The organism is Metabacillus halosaccharovorans (assembly GCF_002019635.1).
Lineage (GTDB): Bacteria > Bacillota > Bacilli > Bacillales > Bacillaceae > Metabacillus > Metabacillus halosaccharovorans.
In genome coordinates this window covers 2,925,648-2,950,763 of sequence record NZ_KV917371.1, presented here as the reverse complement: position 1 = coordinate 2,950,763, position 25,116 = coordinate 2,925,648, and the positions used below count along the sequence as shown (strand labels likewise).

Below are 25,116 nucleotides of genomic sequence, written 5' to 3'. Positions count from 1 at the left end.
AAAACTTCTCTCCTGTGTATATTGTGGGAACTGTTAATAACTTTTCAAAGTGAACATTCCCATACAAAAAACATATAATACAGTGTATTACTTTGTATTAAATTTAGACAGGGGTGTTAATAGTTGGCTTATGAAATAACACAAGATTATATTCGTACCGGAAATTCCCGTCCAGGGCAACGAATAAACACCGTACGTTTCATAGTAAGTCATGACACTGGAAATCCGGGCTCGACAGCTTATGGAAATCGTAATTATTTTGATAGACAACAACCATCTGCTTCTGCTCATACCTTTATTGATGATAAATATATTTTAGAAATAATTCCTTTAACCGAGATCGCCTATCATGTCCGTTCAAATGTTACAGCAGATAACAGACTTTACGGTGCCAATGCAAATAGCGCAGCGATCGGTGTTGAATTATGCCATGGTGGTAAAATAAATTTTGATGCTGCATATGATCGATACGTTTGGTATCATGCGTATTTATGTGACAGATTTAATCTGGATCCTAAGTCTGATATTGTTGCTCATGCCACTTTAGATCCTTCTAGAAGAACGGATCCAGTAGGAATCCTGAGAACAAACGGCATATCTTGGTCGATGTTTATAGATGATGTCGTTGAAGCTTTTCGAAACTTTAATGGTGTCCAAACACCAAGTCAGCCCAATCAGCCAAGCAAACCTCCACAGCAAACAGCTCCGGCCCCAAATCGGGTAACAAAAGGATCCACTGTGAAGTTACCCATTGGGGAAGGTGCTTCAGGTGCATTCGTTCGGGATATTCAGCAGCAACTCATTAAAGCGGGATACAGATTACCTCGCTATGGTGCAGATAGTGTGTTTGGAGAAGAAACTGAAAATGCGGTTATGAGGTTTCAAAGAGATCATAATTTAGCTGTAGATGGTTTAGTTGGTCAAGTCACGTTATCAAAATTGCAGCAGGTGAACCAGCAAAGAGTATCAGCACCTGATTTCCCTCTACCAAGCGGTGTTTTAAGACGTGGAGATCAAGGAGAAAATGTTAGACAATTGCAAAGAGCCCTTAAGCAAATAAACTATAATCCAGGTACGGTTGATGGAGTTTACGGTCCCCGAACAGAAGATGCAGTAAGAAGATTTCAATCCATGTATGCAGCACTTAAAGATGATGGAATCTACGGACCAAACACAAGAAAGTATATACGAATGGATTTAGATGACTAGCACAAGTCTCACCCTAAAAATCTGTAAAAAAGATGTATAACAATTCCTTCTGCAACATAAAGTATTAGTACATCACAGTACTCACATCATGAAGCGAAAAAGCACGTTGCTCATATAGAGTAGCGTGCTTTCTTGTTAAGAAAAGCGCAAGAGCCTTGACCAGCCCGACCTGCATAAGGCGATTTGGAATAGAAGGCGTTCTTTGCCTTCAATTCCAAATTGACTAAATTGACTTATGACCTCGAGGGGCTAGGCGCTGAAGCTAGACACCTACACTAAGTACAAAATTTCTTTTTTTATTTTTCAACTAATTCTCCTCTGTATAATTCATTCTTCACAAGAGTAATATCCAGCTCTTTTGCCAGTTTCTTCAACTCTCTTTCTTCCCTCTCTGTTACAATCGAAATAACCGTACCTGATGCTCCTTGGCGTCCTGTTCTGCCTGAGCGGTGAACATATTGTGAGGCATTTGCCGGCAGGTCATAGTGGATAACATGTGATAACTCAGCAATATCCAAGCCTCTCGCTGCCACATCAGTAGCAAGCAAAAGTCCCTGTTTGTCTGATCGAAGGCTCTTTAGTGCAGCTTCACGCTCTTCTTTCTTTGTATCACTATGTAAAAGATGAACATCTACTCCATTAAATTCAAGCTTTTCTCCTAAGACATCTAAGTTTCCGATATCCTTTACAAACCCTAAAGCTTTCATCGGTATATTTTTGGCCAATCTTTCGAGGATGTGTGCTTTTTCTCTTTGTTCACAAACAAGATACACATGATCAACTTGTCCAACCGGAATTTCATCTCTGCTCACCTTAATGATTTCAGGATTCTTTTTCATAAGATCTCTCGCTCTGGATTCTGTGCTTTCATTTGTGGTAGCTGAGAACAAGACAACTTGGCGTTCGTTTAATGTCGATTTAATAATTTCCTGAATTGTCTTTTTATGCTCCGGAGTTAAAAGTTGATCTCCTTCATCTAGTACAACCGTTTTAACTGCATGCATTTTCAACTTTTTCATTTTTATTAATTCTTGGATTCTTCCAGGTGTTCCAAGGATTACTTGAGGGCTTTTCTTTAGTTTTTCAACCTGTCTTTTAATATTTGCGCCACCGATAAAAGAGGCACTTGTGATGGTACTTCCTTCTGACCATTTCTTCACTTCTTCAAAGATTTGCATGACAAGCTCTCTTGATGGTGCTAATATCACGATTTGTGCTGATTTTCTATTAACATCTACCTTGTTTAAAAGCGGGAGCACATATGCAAGGGTTTTTCCTGTTCCTGTTGGAGATTCAGCGATAACGTCTTTTCCTTCCAGGATTGGAGGGATTGCTTTTAATTGGATTGCTGTAGGTTCTGGGAAATTTGCTTTTTCCCAATTATTTTGTAAAAATGATTCTGCGTCTTGTAAAAAGTTTTGTTCTGACATATTTGTTTATCTCCTTCACTAACTTCTGTATGTATTCATGTTAAAGGGTTCATTATTTTCAAACACTTAATGCTGTTTAATTATAGAAAGCACGGGGTTAGTTTTTCACAATTTAGATTCTAAAGAAATTATCTTAACGAAAACAGCACCATAGCAAATAACTATTCTCACCACTATCTATAGTATAGCTAATTTCCACCCAGTGTAATATATGAATCAGTAATTCGTCATATTTCCCCAGAAATAATTCTAATTCGCTAGTCTACGCAAAAATGTGTCAATTTCTGTATTTGTTGTAAAAATGAAGACCTGTTTACTAGATTTCAGCTTTTCAAGTTGTTGTCTCATCTTTTTCTTACGTTGAAAATATGTGCTGCATATAAATTTGATGAAGGCCATGTCTATCTTTTCGTTACAACCGATGGCACGGTCTGGCCGATCTTTTCCTATGTTCGTTAGCCATCTTTTCATGACCCGATATAGACAGACTGTCAATGGCTTTTCGATATAAATAATGGTGTCTGCCTTTTCTACTCTCATTTCAAAGGTGTTGCGATAATTTCCTTCGATAATCCATTCCTGTTGATTGATAACTTCTAGTTGCCTGGATTTAAAATCTTCAAATGATGCTTCAACCCATCCCGGTTCCCAGTACATCGTATCAAGATGGTGCACGTTTATTTGAAGAAAGTCCGATAGTTTTCTCGCGAATGTCGATTTTCCCGCACCTGCTGATACCCCTATAACCATAATTTTCTTCAAAATTCCCTACCCCTTAGTTAAATATTTTTATTTTTATGTTTACGTAATAGAAATTTAGGGTATCACCTAATTATCATATGAAAAAGTAACAAAAAGTCAGCTTTCCATATCAAAATAGAGAGACAATTGGTGAAAGGTGGTACCCAATGGTTACGCATGTTCATATTAAGAAATTGAATGAAATTAACAATGAGTTGTCAACCATTTCGAGAGAATGTGAGCGTGCATTTTCTGAGTGGGTAAAAGATAGAAGTAATACAGATTTATTAAGAGAATATAAAAAACTTTTAGGAAAACGTGGGGACATTATTAAAGAATATAAATCCTATTTGATTATCAATTAGCTAAGAAAAGCGCAAGCGCCTTGGGCAGCCTTGGGCAAATAAGGCGATTTGGAATAGAAGGCGTTCTTTGCCTTCAATTCCAAATTGGCTAGACCCTAGAGGGGCTAGGCGCTGGAGCTAGACACTGAAACTAATTACAAAACTTATAAATTCTGATAGTATTAAAAAGAGCTGACATTCCCGGGAATGTCAGTCTTTTAGCTTACAGTTTTTTTATGATAACAACTTTTAAATAGTTTCCTTCTTTAAATTCCTTTATTGTTTTAAAATCTTTCGGCAAACTAAATTCTTCAAGGATTTTATACGTTTCTCCTATTTCCTGAAATGACTTTTCGATAAATCCTTTAAACTTCTGCATTCCAAAGGTACTGCAATTAGAGGAAGCAACAATGATTCCCTGTTTCTCCGTTATTTGGATCGCCTGTTTCAATAGCTCCGGATAGTCCTTTCCTGCGCTAAAGGTATGCTTCTTTGATCTGGCAAAGCTTGGCGGATCCAAAATGACCATATCAAATGACAGTTTTTTTCGCACAGCATATTTAAAATAGTTAAATACATCTTCAACGATAATACTATGTGCTTCATAATCAAGTGAGTTTACACTAAACTGTTCAATTGTTTTTGCTTTACTGCGATTTGCTAAATCCACACTTGTCGTTTTTGCTGCACCTCCAAGTGCCGCTGCTACAGAAAAGGCTCCAGTATAGGAAAAGGTATTTAATACATTTTTTCCTTTTGCATATTTATCACGGATTGCTTTGCGAACATCTTTCTGGTCAAGGAAAACGCCTACCATTGCCCCGTCATTTAGGTAAACTGCGAATCGGATTCCATTTTCCTTCACAATTAGCGGAAAGTTGGCTCGCTCACCAGTAACAAAGTCATCATCTTCCATATAAGTACCCTTAACATCAAATCGTTTCTTTTCATAGATTCCTTTAAAATCTGCGATATTGCTGAGAGACTTTATAATTTCTTCTTTAAAAGAATAAATTCCTTCACTATACCAAGTGACCACATAGTATCCTTCTTCATAGCAATCAATCGTTAATCCGCCGATGCCGTCTCCTTCACCATTAAAAACGCGAAAAGCAGTCGTATCAGGATCATCATAAAAAGATCGGCGAGCTTCAACCGCAGCTTTAAGTTTTTTCTCAAAAAAGGATTGATCAATGACTTCCCTTTGGTTATAAGTTAAGATCCAACCTCTACCTTTATTTTGTATTCCATAGTATCCCTTAGCTATAAATTGATTTCTTTCATCAACAAGATCAATAATCGAACCCTCTTGTTTTAGAACTTCACTATTTTTGATTGCTTCTTTGTTGATAAGAGGATAACCTGATCTAAATTGCTTTACATAGTTTGGTTTTATCTGTACTCGAATTGGATTTGCCATCTTTTCACCTATGCTTCATTTATTTCCGTCAAACGAATCTATTCTCCATCATACAGATTTTTTGCAAAAAAAGAAAACCCCTCTGGTACTAGAGGGGCCAATCTTTATCTTATACCCACCACATTTGAGATGGCTGGTCATTGATTAATACTGTTTTCAGGTTTGTAACAGCTCGCTCGAAGCCCTCGTCAATTGACATAATTGGGTCTTCATGTTCGATGCTTACAACATAATCGTAGTTGTATGTGCGAAGGGCACTCATGATATCATTCCATTCTGTTAAGCTGTGTCCACAACCAACAGATCTGAATGTCCATGCTCTTGTTTGAACTTCGCCGTATGGCTGCATGTCCGTTAATCCATACATATTTACATTGTCTTGATCAATGTATGTATCTTTTGCATGGAAATGGTGAATAGCATTTGCTTTTCCTAAAATTTTGATCGCTGCTACCGGATCAATACCTTGCCACCAAAGATGACTTGGATCTAAGTTAGCGCCGATTGCATCACATGTTTCTTCGCGAAGTTTTAATAATGTATATGGAGTGTGAACTAAGAATCCGCCGTGTAATTCCAAGCCAATTTTCACATTATGCTCTTGTGCATATGCTCCGACTTCTTTCCAGTACGGAATTAGTTTTTCTTCCCATTGCCATTTTAACACATCACCATATTCATTCGGCCAAGGTGTGACAGGCCAGTTAGGATATTTCGCATCTTCACTGTCACCTGGTGTACCTGAGAATGTATTAACAACAGGTACATTCATTAGTGAAGCTAGTTTGATTGTTTTCATGATTGTCTCATGATGGTCTTTTGCCAATTCTTTGTCTGGTGAAATCGGGTTACCGTGACAGCTGAATGCACTGATGATGAGGTCGCGCTCTTGGATTTTCGCAAGATATTCGTTACGCTTTTCTTCGCTTTCCAGTAGAGCATCTAATTCGCAATGAGTATTTCCAGGATATCCGCCTGTACCGATTTCTACTGCGTGAAGGCCTGATGCTTTCACACGATCTAACATTTCTTCAAATGATTTGTCATTAAAAAGTACTGTAAATACGCCTAATTTCATTGGAATTCCTCCTGTAATTTGGATTATGGTTGAACACTTTTAACTAATAATATAGTTAATCTCTAAGAACAAGTTCCATTACGCTCCAGACACTAAGGTTATAAAAATAGTATTCTAAAGCAACAACCTATACGAATTCAGTTCTACTAATTTATCCCTTAGTTCTTTCAGCAGATTGATAAATTGCATCGATAATCTGTGAAACTTGTAATGCTTCTTCAGGTTTTACGACTAACTCAGCTTCTCCACGACATGCATCAATGAAGTTTTTCACCTGAGCAATTCCAGGGTTATCTTCACCTTGTACCCAAGCAGCTTGGCTATTCATTAACATGCCGTTTTTGGCTGTGTAGAGCTCAAGTGGAAATACACTTATACCGCCATCTACTCCTGAGATACTTAGATGTTCCTGATCGTCTAGTATATTTGCTGCCCATGATGTTTCCAATAAGAGCGAAGCACCATTTTCAAACTTAATGTATGCTGTCACATGATCATCTACATCAAAGGTTTCATGATCAAAGGTTCCCCATTGGTTGACACCATTTGGCGTTTTGCTTAACACATTATATGTGCTGCCGTTTACTTCTACATGTTTCGGACTTCCCATTAACCAAATGGCAAGGTCCAACAGATGGCAGCCATAGTCTATTAAACTACCTCCACCTTGAAGGGATTTGTTTGTGAACACACCCCAGCCAGGAACTTTTCTTCTTCTCAATGCTTGAACTCTTGTGACAAGCGGAGTTCCCACTTCTTCCATTAATTGTTTAGCAGCTTGAGAGTTTTTCATAAAACGATAGTGATACGCTATCGCTAATACTTTCCCTGTACGCTTTGAAGCTTCCAGCATTCTTTCACATTCTTCTGCAGAAAGTGCCATTGGCTTTTCACAAAGGACATTTACTCCCGCTTCTAAAGCGGCGATTGTAATTTCAGCGTGGAACTTATTCGGTGTACAAATACATACGGCATCAACATGCTGAAATAGTTCACGATAATCTTCTACTACATGTTCTATATTGTTTGTTGTTGCAACTTCCTGTGCTCTCTCTATATTTACATCACTGACTGCTGTAATCACACAGTCATCAGCAAAGCTTTGAAAGGCTGGAATATGGCGGCCTTGTGCAATTCCGCCAACACCAATGATTCCGATACGTAGTTTATTCATTTTTATCACTCAAATACTTTAGCAATTGTTTTTGTTTCATTTGATTTAATGGCTGCTAAAATAACAGCTAATGACTTCATACCTTCTTCACCGTTAATTGGCGGCTCTGTGTTTTCTACAATTGATGTGACAAAGTTATCAATCACATGAGTTGTGTTTTGGCCACCCTCATCATTTGATTGAATTTTACCTAATGCATAGTTCACAACTTCACCATTTGTGTATTGAACAACTAATGAATATGTTGGATTGTCTTCCAAGCGCAGGATCGCTTTTTCACCATAGATGATGGTTGAATTATCTTCTTTTGCTGTATAAGACCAGCTTGCTGCAAGAGTTCCAATGATTCCACTTTCTGTTTTAAGGGCACAAACAGCTGTATCATCTACATCAGCACCTTCTTTTGCTGTTGTTTCAATGAAAGCACCAACTTCAACAATTTCTTCTCCAAGTAAATAGCGCATTAAATCTGTTTTGTGAACACCTAAATCACCCATTGCACCGATATATGCTTTTTCTTTTTCAAAGAACCAGCTTTCTCTTCCATCGATACTCCAGCCTTCTGGTCCCGGATGACCGAATGCTGTACGGAAGCTGTAGATTTTTCCAAGTGCACCGCTTTCAATTAGCTGGCGTGCAAGCTCATGAGAACGTACAAAACGTTGGTTATGAGCAATCATTAGTTTTTTATCATTCTTTTTCGCTGCTTCAATCATTGCATCTGCTTCTTCTTGAGATGTTGCCATCGGTTTTTCACATAATACGTGAAGACCATTGTTTAAGGCTTCAATTGAGACAGGTGCATGAAGGTAGTTTGGAGTACATACGCTAATTACATCTACTTCTCCACTTGCAATAAGTTCTTTATAGTCAGTAAATGCTTTTGCACCGTATTTATTTGCAACTTCTTTTACACGGTCTTCCACGATGTCACATACTGCTACTAGTTCAACATTCTGGTTTGCTGCATATTCAGGAAGGTGACGATATTGTGCAATACTTCCACATCCAATAACTCCAACTCGTAATTTACCCATTTTACATTCCTCCATTTTTATAGAAGGGGAACTCTCCCCTTCTTTTTTATGATTTCAAAGTGTATATCTAAGATTATTTTGCTGAAATAGTCTCAAGCGGTTTTGCATTTCCATACACTGGACGCTTGCGGTTGACAGGGCTTACATACTTTACGCCATTTTTAATGACAAGTTGAACTTGTTCATTGTGGTACGTAGGATATGTTTCATGTCCCGGTCGGAAATAGAATACTTTTCCGTTACCACGTTTGAATACACAGCCACTTCTGAAGATTTCTCCACCTTCAAACCAGCTTGTGAAAATTAATTCGTCCGGAGCCGGAATATCAAAGTGCTCACCATACATTTCTTCTTTTTCAAGTTCAATGTATTCTCCAACACCGTCAGCAATTGGATGGCTAGGATCTACAACCCATAGACGTTCTTTATCATCCGCTTCACGCCATTTTAAATCACAGCTAGTCCCCATTAACTTTTTGAAAATTTTAGAAAAATGACCTGAATGCAAGACAACAAGTCCCATTCCATCAAGTACTCTTTGTTGAACTTTTTCTACGATTGAATCATCAACTTCATGATGGGCAAGATGTCCCCACCATACTAGTACATCTGTATTTTCCAGAACTTCATCGGTTAACCCATGCTCAGGCTCATCTAATGTAGCTGTTCTAACCTCATAATTATCTTCTTGTAGAAATTCGGCAATCGCACCGTGAATTCCTTTAGGATAAATTTCACTTACGACCGGATTTTTCTGTTCATGTCTATTTTCATTCCATACTGTTACGTTTGTCATTTATATCACCCTAATCAAAATTTATTTTTTATACATATAGTGAACCGGTTAACAATTCATCATTACACAATGAGATTAGATGAGTTCACCTCCTTAAAGTGTTATTTTTCCTTAGTCGATCCTCTGACTACTAATTCAACAGAAAGCATAATTTCTTCTGTCTTCACATCTTCATTTTCTATTGCATGGATGGCTGTTTCAGTTGCAACCGCCCCTTTACGAAAAACATCTTGGCGAATGGTTGTTAAGCTTGGTGAAGAGTAGCGGCTGATCATTAAATCATCAAAACCTACAATTGATAGATCATCAGGAATTCTTAGACCAGAATCATTAGCTGCTTTCATAATCCCTAATGCCGTAATATCTGATGAAGTGAAGATTGCTGTTATGTTTTTATTTTTCACGAGATCTTTTCCAATTAAATAGCCGTTTTCAAAGGAATTGTATCTTCCTTCTAGCACCATTTCGTCTTTAAGTGGTATATTCCCTTCAGCTAATGCCCGTTTAAATCCTAAAAATCTCTGGCCATCTACCGCATAATCAACTTTTCCATTGGGGATAAAGCATATATTACGGTGACCTAATTCTATTAAATGCTTTGTGCCCAGATATCCACCTAGTTCATCATCTATACGTATATTATGATAATGATTTGTATAATCCTCGAAGGAGTCAATAAAAACCAGCGGTATAGACAGCGTTTTCATTTCTTCTAATAAATATAAAGGAAATTTCCCTAAAACGATTAGTCCATCTAAATTTCTCTTCATAATCCAGTTTTTACATTCTTCCGCATTGGAAATGCCTGATAAAACAAAATCATAACCACTTTTACGACAGATATATTCGACTCCGCTTAGAAGCTCACTAAAATAAGGGTTGTCCTTAAGAATGGGTGCAAGCGTATCACCTACGAGCGGCATTATAACACCGATCATATTTGATTTTCTTTTTGATAAACTAATTGCCGTAAAATCAGGCTGATAGTTAAGCTCACGAATAGAAAGCATAACTCTTTCCTTTGTTTCTTCTGATACCTTGTTTATACCATTAAGCACATAGGAAACAGTCGCTGGTGAAACCCCGGCATGTTTTGCTACATCTCTTATCGTTATTTTCTGCTTCATTTTGCCTCCGGTTAAACGGTTAACTAACTTTGATGTCATTATATAATGAATGGTAGCAGAAGATCAAGAACAATCCTTATTTTCCTTTAAAAAATAAATCTATTATCCTCTTACCCTCAAAAAATATATGAAAGAACCTCTATTTATATTACATCAGAGGTTCCTTCTTACTGCTTATTTATTAGGAGTGGAGGAACTGTCTCTTATCATTAATTTTGTACTTAGTACAGCTTTAATTGGAATTTCTCTTCCTTTCAATCGGTCGTATAATAGTTTTACTGCCGTCCTTCCCATCTCATCAGTGTGAATTCTAACAGTTGATAACGGAGGATTCAGAAATTCTGCTGCCTCTATATCGTTCACCCCGATAACGGATAGATCCTGTGGGACACGAATGTGTGCTTCATGTAATGCTCTCATTGCCCCGATAGCCATTTGATCACTTGCACAAACTAAAGCAGTTGGGAGTGTTCCGGCTTCTATGAACTTTTTCATGAGCTGATAGCCTCCTGTTGCTCCCCATTCACCAATTTGAACCAACTCCGGCCGATAGAGTTTCTTTTCCTTCATGACTTTCTCATAAGCTATATTTCTAATATCCGGGACTTCTCCCAAACTCTGACTATCATTTAGTCTGTTGCACATGTCATAACCGCCGATAAATCCAATTTTTGTATGTCCTTTATCCATTAAATAATTCAGAACATCTTCTATTGCTTTATCCAAACCTGATGCAACCACATCATATTCACCTGTTTCTGGTAAATGGTTGATAAAAACGATATTTTTATGCCCCTTACAATATTCCTGAACAGATGAAGGTTCAATTCCTCCGATGACAATGACTCCATCCAGCTGCTTTAATTCTTCGAATGAAGAGCTGTTACCAGCATATAACATCGTTTTTATCTTAAAAGGAAGTTTGGAGCATGCCATTTCGATCCCCAGACGTATAGCCATAAAATACGGATCCGATACTTCATCCTCTTGTGAAGCGGCAGAGACTATGCCGATTTCATACATATTTGTTGTTTTATTAACATTTCTTTTTCTTGTTGGTTTATAATTTAGAGCCGCCGCAGCCTCTAACACTCTCTTTCTTGTCTCTTCTCCAACAGACAAAGTTGTATCATTGTTTAAAATTCTTGAAACCGCAGCCGGTGATACTCCTGCCTTTTCTGCTATGTCCTTAATCGTTGCCATGACCTCACCTTTATTCTTTCGAAGTATCTACTGTTCGCCATTTTAAGTAGTACGCACTCACAATTATTTCTAATATATTTACTAAATATTATACGTTTACATTATTAATTTTACTAGTTTTTATTTATTTATTGGATAAACTTTTTTTCACTTAGCGTATAAAAAAATGTTTTTTGACCATACTGCTATTATCTTACTAGATTGCGAGGTTTATATAATGGTAAAACGTATTGTTCCTGCTATCTTTTTAGTTTTCTTTACATTTGTGGCTTTTAGTGTGTATTTTCTCTATCAATTAAGTGTTTTTACTGTAAAAGTGATGGTTTATGCTATGTAGGGATAGAGATATTTACTTATTACGTTGTTGTTTCACAAGGAAATTCGTTTTGAGATAGACAATTTTGCAAAGTTATAGATTTTCTTGCAACTTTGACTTTATTTTTGCAATCCTCAGCATATTTTTGCAGCTTACAGATTTAATCTTGCAGTTTTTCGGTTATTTTTGCAGACACCATTTTCTCAGACTATTTCATAAAATCGATAAGAAAAGGATGAGCATAACTCGGCTCATCCTTTTCTTATTCAACAGCATTTGCAATTGGATATAGACTCAAATCAAGATCCAGTTCCTGCCCTAATGCAAGGTTTGCGAGCTCCATTCCTAGATATGGACCACTTGTTAAACCTGATGCACCTAATCCGTTTGCCAAAAGGAGTCCTTCAAATTCAGGCAGTGAACCGATGACAGGTAAAAAACCTGGTGTAAATGGACGAAATCCAACTCTTGTTTCAAGATGTGTGCTGTCATGTAAGCCCGGGGCAATCTCCAGTGCTTTTGTCAAAATTTCATGAAGTCCTCCTGCTGTTGCACGCTCATCAAAGCCTGCCTCATCTTCATGTGTTGCCCCGACAACAATTCTTCCTTGATCAAAAGCTAAAATATATTGATTATTTGGAGGCATGACAACCGGCCATTTACTTGTATCTTCATTTGACATTTCAAGATGAACAATTTGAGCCTTTTGAGGCGAAACTTGAAATTTCTTTCCCAATGGCTGGATTAATTCGTTTGACCAAGCCCCTCCAGTAATAAGAACCTGCTCAGCCTGAAATCGATCTTGCTCTATTTCTACGCCCTTTATGGTCCGACCTTCCCGAATAAGTGAAATGGCATTACCTTCAATAAAAGTGGCGCCATTCTTTTTCGCTCCTTGTACTAAGGCATTACGCAAAGCTCTCCCGTTAACTCTCGCTCCACCACTCACATACACAGCACCATATTCTTTTGATAGTGGAGGGAATAATGCTTTTGTTTCGTTAGGAGTTAAAATCATAATTTCACCAATTTCCGGTGCATCTTCCTTGCGTTTCCGGGCACGTTCAGCCATTTTTTCTAACTTCTCAGGATCTTGATGTAAGCTTATCGCGCCTACTCGACTATATCCTGTTTCTTTTTCTCCATCTTCTTCAAGTTTCTTTATTAATTCAGGATAGTAACGAGCACCATTTTTCACGAGCTGATACCATGCTTTGTTACGTCGTTGAGATAGCCATGGACAAACAATTCCCGCTGCTGCATCTGTTGCTTGTCCCCGATCCTTCCTGTCAATGACTGTAACATCCGCACCAGCTTTTGCTAAGTGATAAGCAGTTGATGCCCCCAGAATTCCCGCTCCAATGACAATAATTTTCTTCAAAATAAAACACCTTTTCTTCATCGAATTTGTCTTTTATTTTACTTTACATTGGAGCAGGAAACAATTTTGTCATAAGAAAAGCGCAAGCTCCTTGAACAGCCCCGACAGGCATAAGACACTTAGAAATAGAAGACGTTCTTTGTCTTCAATTCCTGAGTGTCTAGACACCAACACTAAGTACAAAACTTTATACATTCTTACCTGCAAAAAAAAAGAGGAGTCTCATCCTCTTTGTGTCCGTGTCATATTAGTATGTGAATACAGTTCTTACTGTTAAGATTAAAAATGTGATAAAGCCAACTCTAGATTTTTTCATGTCAACAGCCCCTTTACCTTTTTGTTATCTTAACTATATAAAAGATAAAAGAGGTATTCTACATTCATGTTATATTTTATGACATTGTTTTTTGAAGATTCAAACTTTTCAGGATCCAAATATAGCTACATTTTGATTTTGCAAAAGAAACTTGTTATTTTTCCAGCTTAATGTGTTTAACACATATCCTAAGGCATCAGCATTATATCTTCCGGCAATTTTTTGATAGGCTACTAACTCAAACACATGATTATAATCAAAATCTACTGGATATAGCCCACTTAGAGGGTTCACAAAACCTGTAATGGAATTCTTTAACTTTCCATTTTTATCATATATTTCATTTAAATATTCAGGATCTCTCATTGATAGATCAATCATATATGTTTGATTATTTTTTTGACTGATTACCTTTACTTTGTAGTTATCCTGATAGATCACTTCGTACGTGTATTCTTCGTTATATTTATTAAAATCAAATAGAAGTTTTGGCTTATTATTTAAGAAGGAGTACAGATAATGATACATGATCCCGCCACTTCCACCTGTAGCGATGCTAATCAAAATATCAGCCACTCCATCTCCGGTGAAATCACCAAGAAATAAGTAAGGATTATACCCTGCATTTGCATTTTTGGGCAGTGGAACATTCGTTATACTACCTGTTCTCCCATCCTGAACATGAAGTGTGATTTGTTGAATAAATGGACTATCAGGTGTTTTTGTACCTGTTAAATAAACATGATCAGGAACCTTGTCACCAGTCACATCACCTACTCCATATGCCACAACACTTTGATTTGCTCTATAATTATACATTGTGTGCCACCCCTTTTCTCATAACCTTTATCATATATCCTATGGGCATTTAGTCATCTTGCTACTTGCTTCACTAAAGGTTATGTAGAGATGGCTTATGTATTTTTAACAAGGATATGCGGATGATGAATATTTACTTCTTCATCATCAAATTTAACTTCAAACCTCATATTTTTCCCTGTGTACGGAAGTTTTAAAGAGTGAAACTTATCTTCCTCATTTTCATCTACTAACAACACATAAGCATCATAGCCTTCTCCATCTGTCGGGAATACATTTGCAACAGCTTCCTTTGATTTTAGCGCCTCATCTATTGCATTTCGAAGCTCCAATAACCCCTCTTTATTCCCAACAATATAGGCTTCCTGATGCCATGCACCTTGAGCATATATATGCAAAACATTTGTACCTTTTAATTCCCAGCTCATTTATATCTCATCTCCTTCTATAATGTTTTGCACCGGCTACTACAAATTATCTAACATTATCACTTCTTCGGTTGATGCATTCACACTGTATTCACAGTCTACTTTTCCACAAAGAACATAGCGTTTTTTATCAAAATCATAGACATAATAGGGTTTTAGTTCGAACAAGTCTTTCAATTTTTCAAAGGCATCTTCTTTTTCGATTGTAATCTTATCAGGTGCTTGAAATTCATCGAAGTGTTCCAGCATGAATTTATTATCCATATAGTTAACTACTTGAAAACTTTCTGGATCAATCATTAGCATTAACTTTTTTTGAAACACACGCTTGTCTTGTTTTTTCGCTCTTAACATGGCATGGATATATCCTTTTTCCCGATGGAGTGTTTTTAGAACCCACATACCAGATTCGTTCGAATATTCCTGACGTAATAAGTCTTTAACTGCTAATATACATTTCTCTTTTTCATCCATTGTTATTGGAAAAGAATCTGGTGATGGCTCAGCTGCATATGCTTGTTCTACAGATACCACATCATTCCAATTCAATTCTTTTTGATCAAACGTTTGTTTAAGGGGCTCATCCCAGAAAATCGTTTGATTTATTTCCCGATATGAGTTTACATCCGCAAACATTTCAAAGGGAATCGTGTAGCTTTGATCATTTCTAATATAAATTTCTTCAACTGCAAACAGAGGAAATAAACGCTTCTGCTCATTTGAAGGATATTCAAGCAGCTGCAATTGCTCCTTTGCCAACTGTTCGATCTTTTCAAAGGTTAGGGAATAAGTTTCTTCAAGAACCATTTCTTTCGAAGGATAGTGACCATGGTTTGAAAAGAAGGTCAGCTTTCCCTCTTCATCATAATGAACCTCAATAAATCCTGAAGGTGAAACAGCTGTACCGTCAATACATTCCATAAAAAGAAGCTCTCTCTCTTCTTCCCTACGCAATTTGAATTGTTTCTCATAAACCAATCCTGTTTCCTGTTCAATCCATTTTATAATGTCATTATTCGTAAAATTCGCAAACGACACCCCATTATGTGCATATGTTTTACCACTAACAAAAATTGCACTCGTGAATTTCTGAGTATGTATATCTATTTCAATAACTGCTGTCCCGTCTGGATTTGAGCCATCTTCTTCATCTGTTTCATGATTTGGAAACCACTCCATACATAATGTATAAACAGTGTCACTGAAAAAGTTGACTCTTCTATATATCTCATGTGTTTGTAAGTAGTAGTTTTGCAATCCAAATTTCTTTTTCGTAAGATCTATTAATTTTTTTATTCTTGAATCCAATTCTTCTCCTCCTTTATCTAGATCAGACACGCACACATATAAATACGGTTAAGATTTACAAAAGTTTCGATATCACTCAAACGGTGACACATAGATCATTTCATTCATACGTTACAATTAATAAAGGAGGGAAAAATAATACAAAGTTATGCATATAGAACCCAAAATTCCGTGTTACCTCCAGGAAAATACGTTTATTCAAGTCATTTTCCTGCCATGATGAAACAACTCTCTCCCACATACAATGTCCCTACTGAACCCGTTTTTATGGAGCATTTACTCATGCAAATGGGAAAAAAGATTAGAGTTGTCACAATCCATGGCCAACAATTAGATGGAAAAGTAACAGGAGTAGCCATTGACCATCTACAATTAACAATCGGTGATTTAAATTATCATATTAAATTTGCAAGTATTATCTATTTCATTACTCCAAAAACTTAGTTTTCTTGGCGTGTTTTGGCGCCTTTCTACGGTGCTTAAAAGAAATTTCACAGAGACAGATAGCCCTCTTTATCATAAAAATCCGACATTGATCAATACTATAAAAATAATTTGAGCAAATACATATGATTAGATGACATGATCAATGGAGGTTTTTCGGTGAACAATATGAGCCATAATGTTGAACTTACTTCATCAGAGATTGCAAACCTTTGGACTCAGTATATAAATGATTCTTTATCAATCTGTTTTCTTACTCATTCAATTGAAAAAGCAAAAGATGAAGAAGTAAAGGAAATTCTTGAATTTGCCCGCAGTCTTGCTGAATCCCATATTGCAAAAATCACAGAGACCTTTGAAAAAGAGAATTTCCCAACCCCAAAAGGTTTTTCAGTAAAAGAAGATGTTAATGTGAATGCCCCTTCCTTATTTACTGACACCTTTATGTTAAGCTATATGCATGTTATGACCTTACTTGGTCTAACAGGTTACGCCGGGGCAGTAGCTACTTCCTCCCGTCCAGACCAAATCAACTACTTTATCCAATGTAATAAGGAAACAATGGAGCTATATGAACGAATTGCAAATGTTATGTTGAATAAAGGGTTATATAGCAAAGCTCCAAGAATTAATACTCCTAATGAAGTCGATTTTGTCAATAACCAACGTTATTTAACTGGCTGGCTTGGTAAAAAACGCCCTTTAAGTGCTGTTGAGATTAGCGGTATTAGCTTCAACATGGTAAAAATTATTGTGAAGGTCGTGTTAGAAGTCGGATTTGGACAAGTTTGTCAAAAAGAAGATGTAAGGAAATACTTCCAAAGAGGAAAAAAGCTATGTGAAAAACAGTTTAGTATACTTAGTAATACATTGACGAAGGATGGGCTAGCATCGCCTGCTTCATGGGTGTCAGAAGTAACAAATTCCACAACTCCACCCTACTCCGATAAATTAATGCTAAATCATATTGTCATTTTAATATCAGCCGCTATAGGCTATTACGGAGCAGCTATATCCGTCTCACAAAGAAGAGACTTATCAATAGAATACACACGTCTTATGGCAGAAGTTGGACTATACGCTGAAGATGGTGCAGAACTATTGATAAAACACGGATGGCTGGAACAACCCCCATTAGCTGAAGATCGGGAAACATTATCTAAAAAATAGGGACGTGGGGACAGGTCCCTTGTCCCGCTCGCCCCGCCATTTCACAAGTTGTCTAGCCTAATATCATTTACACCATTACCCCTGATCTACTGGACCAAGGTTCCTGTCCCTATGTCCCAGTGTAAATTTTGTAATGGCTGCATCATATTCCGGATATGGAAAGCTGAGAGTTTCGGCCACTTCTTTAGAGTAATTTCTAAATAAATCATAGCAAGTGAATAATGCTTTCCATATGTTTTTGGTGCTGTTCTGGTTATAAGTTGAAAGCAGTGCTTCCCAGTCATATTCTGGAAGATAATGATTGATGAATTTATAATTTTTCCCGAGGCTAAAGGTGAACCCTCGTTCTGAGCCGATCTTCCAAGACATCATTCTCAATAAATTAGGTCTTGCTATTTCATGTAGATGGTCAATGGCAAATAAGGTTTCTCCTCTTGCTAACCCTTTTACTACATATGTTGAAACCATCCAAAATTCATTACAACAATCATCAAATTCCCTTGCTGTTGGCTCTTTTATCCAATATTTGCGGTCACTTGGAATCACATCATCCTTAATAAGAGAATCTTTATCAAGAAGAACTTCTACCAGGCCATCACTACTAGAAAAGTAATCTTCCACTTCGTTGATCGGAATAAGCGTTACGTCCAATTTATTGCCATCTTCAAAAAGGATTAGATAGGAAAACCAGTTTCCCAGCTCTGGAGGAAAAAGCTCCATATCTTCCGGTTTTTGCATCATAATCCGCTTTCCAAATAAATCAAGCCATCCATCATCTTCTTTAAACGAATCCATATCTGTTACAAAATAAGATATATCATAATCCTGGAATGCATCAGACGGAATGTTTTTGTTGGTTCGTGACCCTTCAAGAGTGACCAATCGGATTCTCTCATCATTTCCAGCAAAATTAATTAGCATCTTCATCATGTCAGATTCACTTCTCATTGATCCTCCCCCACTTGTCCGTTAAGTTTCCTATTAACCTATATAGTATTCATCTAGTAAAAAAGAACAACTTTAGCAAAAGAACTTTTATGATATTGCAGTCAATCTATAGATTACATTTATATATAGAGACTAACCGATGATAACTCTTTCTTTAGGGTAGTGATAATTTGGCTCATGTCCATTTTTTGAAATGATGAAAATAAAAGAAAGAATACCAATACGACCTATAAACATTAATAATATAATAATAATTTTCCCAATCGTACTTAACTCAGGTGTTATGCCCATTGATAAACCTGTAGTTCCGAACGCAGACGTTACTTCGAAAATAATCTCCAATGTTGTAAAAGGTTCTGTAACCTTTAAAAGGATTACTGAAATAAAACAAATAGATATGGCTGTATTCATAATGGCCATCGATTTAAGAATGTCATCTTGATGGATCTCCCGTTTAAATACCTTTACCGCTTTATTTCCCCTAGCCAAATTGAAAATATATAATAAATTGATTGCAAAAGTAGTCGTTCGAACCCCACCTCCGACCGAACTAGGCGAAGCTCCGACAAACATTAACAAAGAAAGGACCAGAAGGGTCGGTTCAGAAAATTGACTTACATCCATTGTAGCCAAGCCGCCATTTCTTGTCGTAGCAGACTGAAAAAAAGCATAGAAGAAAGATTCATGCCAGGTTTTCCCTTTAAAAAAGTGATGAGCATCAAATAGTAAAATAGCTATTGTTCCAAAAAGCATTAATAAGAAAAAAGTAATCGTTGTTAACTTTGTATATAAAGAAAAATTTGAAGATCTGTAAGGTTTTTTCTTTTTAATTAATTCTTTTACTTCAATAAGAACTGGAAAACCAATCGCCCCTAGTGTTAGTAAAATAATATTTATTAGTTGAACGAAATAGTCGTTCGCAAACGGTATGAGAGATTCTCCTGTAATATCGAATCCTGCATTAGTTGTTGCGCTTACTGAGGCAAAAAAACCCTGTAAATACGCTTCTTGCCAAGTAGGATAATAGTTCAAAAAATATGTACCTAATATTGCTCCTCCGATTATTTCAATGATGATAATGATGACTAAAATATTTTTCATCAATAATACTAAACCTGCAAGATTTGATTGGTTTTGATCTGTTTTTATGAGCTGTCTCTCTTTTAATCCTATTTTTTTCCCGAACAGCAACCAAAAAAAAGTACCTAAAGTCATGATTCCAATTCCACCAAATTGCAATATAAACATAAGAATAATGATACCTGGTATGCTAAAAGTATCTGGCGTTGATACAACAGCTAATCCTGTAACACTAATTGCACTAACTGCAGTAAAAACAACATCTATAAAGGACCATTCTACTCCTGGTTTTAAGGCTATTGGTAAACTCAGTAAGGCTATTGATATCACTACTGCAATTAAATAAAATAAAACGATTAATTGAGATGGTGATAAATTTTCAAACTTAAATTTCATCTTAGATTTACTAAGCATTTTTACTTATCCCTTCTATTGCTTAAAATTTCTACAATTCTTTACCTTCAAAACGTTGCATACCTTATATTTGCTTATAAATCTGTACTCCCTCATCAAAATAGCTTCTTTATTTAAATAAGGACAAAAAAAGACCATAACAAATAGAATGGTCTTTGGGCGAAACCTTTGACCTTTCTCTCGAAATATAAAATAACGCTTACGAGGTTAGCTGTCGGATTAGGAATTGAGAGTATCCCTTCTTACTAAGTAAGACTCACCCCAAGATAGGCTTATTTGCTACCTATCAACTTTGTTTCCCCCGCTCACAATAGATTCAGCGAATTAAAGGTATGTGAATTTCTTGATATATTATTGCAGTTTATTAATTTTATCAGATGCTTCTTGTTAATTAAACCCTCATAATACTCAAACTAGCAAGATAGCTAAAGGGACAAGGTACCTGTCCCCTTGTCCCTTTTACAAATACTGTCCTGTGTATGAGTTGGAGTTTTTTATGATGAATTCCGGTGTTCCTTGTGCGGTGATTTGGCCGCCTTTTTCTCCTCCTTCTGGTCCAAGGTCAATGATCCAGTCGGCGCCTTTGATCATTTGGCTGTTGTGCTCGACCATTATGACGGTATGGCCCGCATCTACGAGTCGATTTAGTAGTTTTAGTAATTGGGTTACATCATTTGGGTGTAATCCTGTTGTTGGTTCGTCTAATAAATATAACGAGCTTTTGTTTCCTTGCTTTAGTAGTTCCTTCGCTAATTTCAGTCGTTGACCTTCTCCACCTGAAAGGGTTGTTAACGACTGCCCCATTTTGAGATAGCCTAGACCTATCTCAACAAGTAATTCGAGAACTTCTTTGACCTTTTTCTCTTTTTCAAAAATACTTAAACAATCCACAATCGAACTTTCTAGTATATCGTTTACAGAGTGATCATTATATTTTATAGACAAGACTTCCTTCTGAAATCGTTTACCCTGACATACGGGACAAACAACCTCTAAATCTGGAAAGAACAGCATATTTGTTGTGACATACCCCAATCCTTGACAGTTCTCACAACGTCCGCCTACAGTATTAAAGGAGAAATGCTTTGCTGTCAGCCCTTTTTCTTTTGCAGCTTTATCCTTAGAAAAAATCGTTCGAATATGTGTAAACACATCAATATATGTGGCAATATTAGATCGCTTCATCCTGCTGAGTGGAGACTGACCAACAATAATCATCTGATCAAAATGGTCAAGACCTGTTACACGATCAAACCCTTCATGAATCTTTTCATTTCCTTTTGCCAACACATCAAAAACAAGTGATGATTTTCCTGAACCAGACACACCCGTTACAGCTGTAAGACAACCGATAGGGAATGTAACAGTTATGTCTTTTAAATTATGAATTGTTGCATGATGAACAGATATTGCTTGTCCAGTACCTTCCCGATATGTATGATCCCTTTCTTCTTCTTCTCGTAAGTATCTTCCCGTCACAGAACTTTCCTGCTCTTTCAGTTCTTGTAATGTACCTTGACCAACTACTGTTCCGCCTAATTTACCTGCCCCTGGACCGATATCAATAATGTAATCTGCTTCTTTCATGACATCTACATCGTGCTCGATGAGTAAGACGGTATTCCCTAAATCTCTTAGCCCTTTAAGGACACTTACCAGCCCTAAAGTATCCTTTGGATGCAATCCAACAGTCGGCTCATCCATAATATAAAGCACACCCGTTAAAGCTGAATCAAGAAGAGCAGATAATCTTAACCTTTGTGTTTCTCCTCCGGATAGAGTGATGATTTGACGATCCAATGTTAAATAGCCAAGACCGATTTTTATAATTCTGGTAAGTTTCGTTTTCATATCTTGTAAAAAAGTTTCTACAAGCAAATAGCTTACTTTGTCTAACCCTTTCTCAAGTTGATCCGCCCATTTAAGCATTTCCTCCAAAGAATGACTTACCAGCTTTGGAATTGTCATATTCTCTACAGTCACAATTCTACTTATTTCATTTAACCGTTCACCATTACAATCAGGACAAACTTGGGAATAAAAATACTCCTCTGCCTCTGAAGATGAACCGGACTTTTCTGTGAACCTTCTCCACATACCAGTTAAAACACCTTCAAATTTACCTTTATCTACAGTCTTTGGAGCCTTCTTATCAGGAAAGTATCCCTTCACTTCTTCACTTTCAACCCCGTAATATAAAATGGCTTTTTGTGCAGGATTATATTCCTGCATAGGAAGTCCATCCTCAATCGGCACACCATAATAAGACATGGCCGCTTTTACAACCGGAATTTGATAATCCGCATACCGTCCCTTCCACAAATCAACAGCTCCTTCTTCAAGCGAAAGATGATGGTAAAAAACAGATTCTTTATGAACATCAACCGTCTCACCAAGACCTTTACAAGTTGAACAAGCACCTTCTGTCGTATTGTAGGAAAAATGGGTACGTGTTAACTTTTCCATTCGGTGCTGACAGCTCGGACAAAAAATGTATTCCTTAAAACTACCTTCTTCCTTTTCAATATCCTCTGTATTGAACGTTGGATCAACATCATGATGACAAGCAGGACACTGTCTCTTTCCAAGCTTTTCAAAAACCATTCGCAAACTTGTATACATATCTGTTACAGTGCCGACCGTTGAGCGGGGATTTCGATTTGTATTTTGCTGGTTAATGCTTATGGCCGGAGAAAGGCCGCTAATCGAATCAACTTTTGGCTTATTGATCCCTTGCAGACCCATAGATTCTAAATACTGCCTCTGGCATTCCTTAAATAACGTATCCATCGCCAGTGTAGATTTACCCGAACCAGATGGACCTGTTACAACAATGAGTTTGTTTTTTGGAATAGACACGGACAGATCCTTTAGATTATTTTCCTTTGCCCCTTTTACAATCATGACATCATTCAAGTTTAACTCCTCCTTTTCATCTTCTAACTCAAGCATACAACATTTATGCAAGTGCAAGCTTTTTCACATCATGTTACTATTAGTATGGCATTTATACTAATCAAACTCGTCGAGGTACTTTAATGTTATAATTTAATCTTTAGTTTGGAGGTTCATATGGAACTAAAACCAATAGATATTGCCCGTAAATTGGATGTTGGAACAAGCGCCTTACGACATTATGAGGAATGGGGTATCGTTCCAAAAGCCGTGCGAAAACCAAATGGATATCGCGTTTATACTGAAGAACATGAAGCATATTTCCTATGTATACGAGCAATGTATCATGGTTTTGGGATGGAAACGGTTCGAAAAATCATGCCGATGATCCAACAAAACAACTTCACAGAAGCCTTATGGGAAGTAAATGCAATTCAAGCTGATTTATATCTAAGAAAGCAGCAAGCAACCAAAGCATTAGACATATTAAAACCAGAAAACATGCAGAGGTTCTTGGATAAAAGAAACAAAGAGTGGTATTCAATCGGCGAGGTGGAAAAAGAAATAGAAGTACCCGCTTCAACGCTTAGGCATTGGGAAAAAGAAGAATTGATTAAACCTATTAGAGACCCGGAAAACGGATATCGTATGTATAACCATGAAGATATTCACCGTTTATTAATTATTAAAACCGTTCAATCATCGGTTTATTTACTCGACTCAGTTAGAGAGGTCTTGGAAAAAATCAACCAGCACAGTCTTTCCGAAGCAAGGAAAATTACAATGGATTCCTTAGCATATATGGACTATCAAATCGAGCAGCAGCTTCGAGGAGCACATTATTTGTATAAATTAATAGAATTGCTCAAAGAAAAAGTGAATTGATATTCAAACGTGACTCTTCCTCCCTTCTTTACAATATCCATCTATAGAATAATTTGAGTTCTATGGAGCAAAAGGAACAAAATACCTAAACATAAAAGATATAAACGCGAATACCGATATCGTACATACACATGCCAGATGCAGAAGTATATACACGATTTTGATTTTTCCGTTGATAAAAAATGAATAGATAAGGCCTGTTAAAGGATTCAAAATTAAAAAGGGTAAGGAAATGCCGATAGTTACTTTACCTAACAGGTGGACAACGTTGGATTCTACTCCCGCTATACTCAAGACACATAAAAGTAAAATGGTTACAACAATTGTAGCGATTAAGGAAAATAATGCTACCTTTGATGGTTTACTAAAAAACTTCTTCATCGTATCCTCCTTTTTATTTATCAGAATCGTAAAATTACTGTAACACGAACCTTCACTTAGATGGATAAACTTCACCAAAATTGAGTTCTCTTAAAATAGTCCCGGCATTTCCTTGTGTATCGACTATTACGGGCATAATGCAAAAAAAAACCGGGACTACTATCATTCTATTCAATTATGATTCTATTTTATACTAAAACGCTTTCAATGTTTCCCATCAAACCTCTTTCATGTTTTGTTGTTCATCAAAAAGATGTCCAATATATGTTATTTCTTTGATCACTACAGGAAGTTCACCTGTTGGAACTTTGAGCATGACCTTTTCACCCATTTTCTTTAGTAAGAGCTGTCTTCCTACCGGCGATAAAAAAGAAATACAGCCAGAGTCCGGATCTGACTCCTCTGGGAAACAGATGACAAAATCTTCTGTATCATTTTCATCATCAAACAATACCGTAACCCTTGTTCCGATATACACTTTCGGAAGCGAAGGATTTAGGTTGCTCTTATGGCCGGCACTTAGCAACTCCTCCAATTCCAGCAAATATAAATGAAAAAAGTTTTTTAATTGTTCTTGCACAGGAGTGGAAGCATTGTAAAGGTTTGTAAGCTCCTTTATATTCTCATCAATATAAACCATTTGCTGTACTAAATGTTCTCTGTGCTGAGGGATGTTATGGTTCATAATAGATAACCCCCAAACTTGGATTTTGTCTCTTGCATGTTTTGAATAAATTGTTCATTGTTAAACTCCTCCTATATAAAAAAATAA

The 25,116-nt window shown here is 36.8% G+C and carries 23 protein-coding genes, 1 pseudogene and 1 riboswitch; of the genes and pseudogenes, 6 read left to right on the top strand and 18 right to left on the bottom strand.

The window, feature by feature from the left end; genetic code table 11:
• Positions 1-123: 123 nt before the first annotated feature.
• Positions 124-645: pseudogene (locus BK577_RS26380) on the top strand (peptidoglycan recognition protein family protein); the annotation flags it as partial.
• Positions 646-738: 93 nt separating this feature from the next.
• On the top strand, positions 739-1,209 hold the full coding sequence (locus BK577_RS26375) for a peptidoglycan-binding domain-containing protein (protein ID WP_425435944.1): 471 nt from the start codon (positions 739-741) through the stop codon (positions 1,207-1,209).
• A gap of 296 nt (positions 1,210-1,505) precedes the next feature.
• Here BK577_RS26375 and BK577_RS14175 read toward each other — a convergent pair whose 3' ends face one another.
• Positions 1,506-2,639 (bottom strand): DEAD/DEAH box helicase, encoded by a 1,134-nt coding sequence (locus tag BK577_RS14175; RefSeq protein WP_078433379.1) that lies wholly within the window; start codon positions 2,637-2,639, stop codon positions 1,506-1,508.
• 249 nt (positions 2,640-2,888) lie between these two features.
• Positions 2,889-3,401 (bottom strand): P-loop NTPase family protein, encoded by a 513-nt coding sequence (locus BK577_RS14170; RefSeq protein WP_078433378.1) that lies wholly within the window; start codon positions 3,399-3,401, stop codon positions 2,889-2,891.
• A 146-nt stretch (positions 3,402-3,547) separates the two neighbouring features.
• On the opposite strand from BK577_RS14170, the gene BK577_RS14165 reads away from it, so the two are divergent.
• Positions 3,548-3,745 carry a hypothetical protein gene (locus BK577_RS14165; protein WP_078433377.1) on the top strand — a complete coding sequence of 66 codons (198 nt, stop codon included), beginning with the start codon at positions 3,548-3,550 and terminating at the stop codon, positions 3,743-3,745.
• Positions 3,746-3,947: 202 nt separating this feature from the next.
• On the opposite strand, the gene BK577_RS14160 is transcribed toward BK577_RS14165, so the two are convergent.
• The 11 genes from BK577_RS14160 to BK577_RS14110 form a co-directional block, all read right to left on the bottom strand.
• Positions 3,948-5,144: a class I SAM-dependent rRNA methyltransferase gene (locus BK577_RS14160; RefSeq protein ID WP_078433376.1), complete on the bottom strand. Its 1,197-nt coding sequence runs from the start codon at positions 5,142-5,144 to the stop codon at positions 3,948-3,950.
• A gap of 109 nt (positions 5,145-5,253) precedes the next feature.
• Positions 5,254-6,222: a sugar phosphate isomerase/epimerase family protein gene (locus BK577_RS14155; RefSeq protein WP_026562255.1), complete on the bottom strand. Its 969-nt coding sequence runs from the start codon at positions 6,220-6,222 to the stop codon at positions 5,254-5,256.
• A gap of 151 nt (positions 6,223-6,373) precedes the next feature.
• Positions 6,374-7,396: a Gfo/Idh/MocA family protein gene (locus BK577_RS14150; RefSeq protein ID WP_078433375.1), complete on the bottom strand. Its 1,023-nt coding sequence runs from the start codon at positions 7,394-7,396 to the stop codon at positions 6,374-6,376.
• A gap of 5 nt (positions 7,397-7,401) precedes the next feature.
• Complete coding sequence (locus BK577_RS14145) at positions 7,402-8,433, bottom strand: Gfo/Idh/MocA family protein (protein ID WP_078433374.1); 1,032 nt, start codon at positions 8,431-8,433, stop codon at positions 7,402-7,404.
• A gap of 73 nt (positions 8,434-8,506) precedes the next feature.
• Positions 8,507-9,229, bottom strand: a complete 723-nt coding sequence (locus BK577_RS14140) for a ThuA domain-containing protein (RefSeq protein WP_026562252.1) — start codon at positions 9,227-9,229, stop codon at positions 8,507-8,509.
• A gap of 101 nt (positions 9,230-9,330) precedes the next feature.
• A complete protein-coding gene (locus BK577_RS14135; protein WP_078433373.1) occupies positions 9,331-10,356 on the bottom strand; it encodes a LacI family DNA-binding transcriptional regulator in 1,026 nt (341 codons plus the stop codon).
• 174 nt (positions 10,357-10,530) lie between these two features.
• The gene (locus tag BK577_RS14130) at positions 10,531-11,559 is read right to left on the bottom strand and encodes a LacI family DNA-binding transcriptional regulator (RefSeq protein WP_078433372.1); all 1,029 of its coding nucleotides are present in this window, start codon (positions 11,557-11,559) and stop codon (positions 10,531-10,533) included.
• Between the two features lie 578 nt (positions 11,560-12,137).
• Positions 12,138-13,256, bottom strand: a complete 1,119-nt coding sequence (locus BK577_RS14125; protein ID WP_078433371.1) for an NAD(P)/FAD-dependent oxidoreductase — start codon at positions 13,254-13,256, stop codon at positions 12,138-12,140.
• Positions 13,257-13,680: 424 nt separating this feature from the next.
• Complete coding sequence (locus BK577_RS14120) at positions 13,681-14,391, bottom strand: spore coat protein (protein WP_078433370.1); 711 nt, start codon at positions 14,389-14,391, stop codon at positions 13,681-13,683.
• 95 nt (positions 14,392-14,486) lie between these two features.
• Positions 14,487-14,819, bottom strand: coding sequence for a hypothetical protein (locus BK577_RS14115; RefSeq protein WP_078433369.1), 333 nt, complete (start codon positions 14,817-14,819; stop codon positions 14,487-14,489).
• A 39-nt stretch (positions 14,820-14,858) separates the two neighbouring features.
• Positions 14,859-16,127: a hypothetical protein gene (locus BK577_RS14110; RefSeq protein WP_078433368.1), complete on the bottom strand. Its 1,269-nt coding sequence runs from the start codon at positions 16,125-16,127 to the stop codon at positions 14,859-14,861.
• 282 nt (positions 16,128-16,409) lie between these two features.
• On the opposite strand from BK577_RS14110, the gene BK577_RS14105 reads away from it, so the two are divergent.
• Entirely contained in the window at positions 16,410-16,571 is a 162-nt protein-coding gene (locus tag BK577_RS14105; RefSeq protein WP_169908248.1) for a DUF2642 domain-containing protein, read from the top strand.
• A 168-nt stretch (positions 16,572-16,739) separates the two neighbouring features.
• Positions 16,740-17,741 carry a DUF3231 family protein gene (locus tag BK577_RS14100; RefSeq protein WP_342743294.1) on the top strand — a complete coding sequence of 334 codons (1,002 nt, stop codon included), beginning with the start codon at positions 16,740-16,742 and terminating at the stop codon, positions 17,739-17,741.
• Positions 17,742-17,816: 75 nt separating this feature from the next.
• On the opposite strand, the gene ant(6) is transcribed toward BK577_RS14100, so the two are convergent.
• The 3 genes from ant(6) to uvrA form a co-directional block, all read right to left on the bottom strand.
• Positions 17,817-18,689 (bottom strand): aminoglycoside 6-adenylyltransferase, encoded by an 873-nt coding sequence (gene ant(6) / locus BK577_RS14095; RefSeq protein ID WP_078433365.1) that lies wholly within the window; start codon positions 18,687-18,689, stop codon positions 17,817-17,819.
• Positions 18,690-18,821: 132 nt separating this feature from the next.
• Positions 18,822-20,183, bottom strand: a complete 1,362-nt coding sequence (locus BK577_RS14090; protein ID WP_281252589.1) for a TrkH family potassium uptake protein — start codon at positions 20,181-20,183, stop codon at positions 18,822-18,824.
• Between the two features lie 181 nt (positions 20,184-20,364).
• Positions 20,365-20,515, bottom strand: a riboswitch (cyclic di-AMP (ydaO/yuaA leader).
• Positions 20,516-20,642: 127 nt separating this feature from the next.
• Complete coding sequence (uvrA, locus tag BK577_RS14085; protein WP_078433364.1) at positions 20,643-23,099, bottom strand: excinuclease ABC subunit UvrA; 2,457 nt, start codon at positions 23,097-23,099, stop codon at positions 20,643-20,645.
• Between the two features lie 156 nt (positions 23,100-23,255).
• On the opposite strand from uvrA, the gene BK577_RS14080 reads away from it, so the two are divergent.
• Entirely contained in the window at positions 23,256-23,963 is a 708-nt protein-coding gene (locus tag BK577_RS14080) for a MerR family transcriptional regulator (RefSeq protein WP_078433363.1), read from the top strand.
• Positions 23,964-24,023: 60 nt separating this feature from the next.
• On the opposite strand, the gene BK577_RS14075 is transcribed toward BK577_RS14080, so the two are convergent.
• Together BK577_RS14075 and BK577_RS14070 are read right to left on the bottom strand one after the other, a co-directional pair.
• Positions 24,024-24,344: a hypothetical protein gene (locus BK577_RS14075; RefSeq protein WP_078433362.1), complete on the bottom strand. Its 321-nt coding sequence runs from the start codon at positions 24,342-24,344 to the stop codon at positions 24,024-24,026.
• A 217-nt stretch (positions 24,345-24,561) separates the two neighbouring features.
• Positions 24,562-25,029: a GreA/GreB family elongation factor gene (locus BK577_RS14070; protein ID WP_078433361.1), complete on the bottom strand. Its 468-nt coding sequence runs from the start codon at positions 25,027-25,029 to the stop codon at positions 24,562-24,564.
• Between the last annotated feature and the right edge of the window lie 87 nt (positions 25,030-25,116).